Raw genomic sequence first — 2,281 nt, 5'->3', positions numbered from 1 at the left:
ATTGAGCTTTCTGTCCAAGACAACGGAAACGGCATTCCCGATGCTATCATAGAAAAGATCTTCCAGCCTTTCTTTACCACCAAACCGACAGGATCTGGGACAGGACTTGGATTATCACTATCTTATGATATTGTAAAGGCGCATGGGGGGGACTTGAAAGTATGGAGTGAGGAGGGGAGGGGATCTAAATTTTCTATCCAATTAACTAGTTCATAAACACTTGATTTCTTTTTTCCGACATATCCGCCAAAAACTCCTCTCCCAAAACCGGGTGACCCGATACTTGGCCTATTCCGTGGGGGAAATTTTTCTAGTGGTCATCGGAATCCTAATCGCCTTGCAGGTCAACAACTGGAATGAAGAAAAAAAGGACCGAGCCTATGAATTGAAAATGCTTAAAGAGGTTAAAGAGGCATTGGAAACTGATATCCTGGATTCCGAAAGGAATATTGACAGAGTCCGGAGACTCGATTCTGCGGCGGCACATATTATTCAGCTTGCTATTCAAAAACACCCATTTCTGGACACACTTTATCTGAATGGTATTTCAAGGTGGTACCTATTGAGAACTGGGATCAATTACAATAGAAATTCAGGCCCTTATGAGGCCATAAAATCCTCCGGGCTGGACAAAATCTCCAATGACAGCCTCCGAAAGCAATTGGTGAATTACTTCGATTTTAGAGTATTTCAGCAAATCCGATTCATAGAATGGATCAATCGGGACTATGAATCCGATGTAGACCGACTAGAGTCATTTTTGGGAGACCCTGAAATTGAGGAGGTAAACGGAAAAACCATTTTCGTACGGAAGTTCCCGGAAGACTTACTTCTCCGAAAAGACTTTTTATTACTTCTGGAGAATACCAAAACCCGGGCTGAAATGAATCTAACCTACCTCAAAAACTACTCCGAGGAAATGCGAAGGTTATCACAAGTAATTACCAAAGAACTGAACAGATGAAGAAAGCAGGAATCCTCATAATCTTTCTATTCGCGTTTGAGATGGTTCAAGCTCAGGAGAAAGACTATCAGGTTATTTCCTACCATCAATTTTTGGAATTAATCCAAGCAGAAGAAGACTCAGTTTTTTCACTTTCCAATACGATTGTTCAGTACCACGAAGCCACAGACTCTCTTTTTGTGGTGTATTTTGTTAATACGGATTCCGTTTTTTCGCTTTCCAAAATCCCAGAAATCAGGATCTCCAAAGCAGTCCATCTGAAGGATGTCCATTTAATTTCCGATAATAGAAACGATGGCGTGCAACTTGATGGAAAAATATATTCCAAGATAGAGGGGGTGCTGTTCAATTGGATTTTTGAAAAAGAGGTTCGGCTAGAAAAATGCAAGGAATTGGCTATTTACAACTCCACTTTTGAAGGTAATGCTTCTTTTCTGAACGAGAATCTCTCAAAAGATCAACCCAAAATCCTTCCCAATAGAATTTTCCAATCCATTGATATTTCCAACAATATTTTCAAGGAAAGAATGATTGCCAGATCTTCATGGGAAGGAGAAGACAGTCCTAACTACCTGTTTATCAAAAACAATACATTTTTGGATAAGGATCCCGCAAGGATATTTTCTACTATTTTGGACTTTTCAAATTATGAATGGGTCTCAGTACAAAACAATCAGTTTCTTACCCAAACAGGAACAACCTTAAATTTTGATCGGATTGAGTGGATTCAAATCCAAGAAAACGATTTTGCAGTAAACTCAATGATTGACATTAAGAATCAAAGGGGCCTAAATAGACTACAATTTGATCAAAATCAATTCAAGAAATATGTTTTGCTTCAAATTGACCAATTGAATGGAAATATTGATTGGGACCAGTTTCAAGGAAAGGTAATTGCCGATGAAGGGTTCGGGCCTACCATTACCCGGATTTATACTGAAAACCGAGGAATACAAAGTGTAGATATCTTCTCAGATAGCTTTTACAATGAATATATCAATTCAATTCGATTCCAGGATAGTGAGGCCTATATCGGAGAAATGGCCTTTAGGGGCAAATTCTATCAACACTATAAAGCAAAATTTGATACTGAAAAGGCCAATGCAGTTTTTGTGGATAGGAAAAACCTTGAAACCGATCGCATGGCATTTCTCTTTCAGCAAAATCCATCCTTCAAATCTTACTTTACATGGAAGGTTAACCAGTTTTTGAAAATCTTCTCCGCCTATGGAACAGAGCCGGCAAGAGCCATCATCTTTTCTGTGTATGTGATTCTTGCCTTCGCTTTGATCTACCTGTTCTTCCCCAATTCCTGGG

General features: G+C 39.2%; 3 protein-coding genes. All 3 read left to right on the top strand.

The genetic code is table 11. From position 1 onward, the window contains the following. The coding region (locus ACZFYI_RS19300) for a sensor histidine kinase (protein WP_462525753.1) at nt 1–216 on the top strand (216 nt) is incomplete at its 5' end. Nucleotides 217–271: 55 nt separating this feature from the next. Next, nucleotides 272–964 (top strand): DUF6090 family protein, encoded by a 693-nt coding sequence (locus tag ACZFYI_RS19295; protein WP_462525752.1) that lies wholly within the window; start codon nt 272–274, stop codon nt 962–964. Then, a partial coding sequence (locus ACZFYI_RS19290; protein WP_462525751.1) for a hypothetical protein occupies nt 961–2,281 on the top strand: 1,321 nt, incomplete at its 3' end. The genes ACZFYI_RS19295 and ACZFYI_RS19290, both read left to right, overlap by 4 nt.

This window comes from Aquiflexum sp., assembly GCF_977115555.1.
The sequence above is the reverse complement of the archived record's forward strand: the minus strand, read 5'-3'. Positions and strand labels throughout refer to the sequence as shown.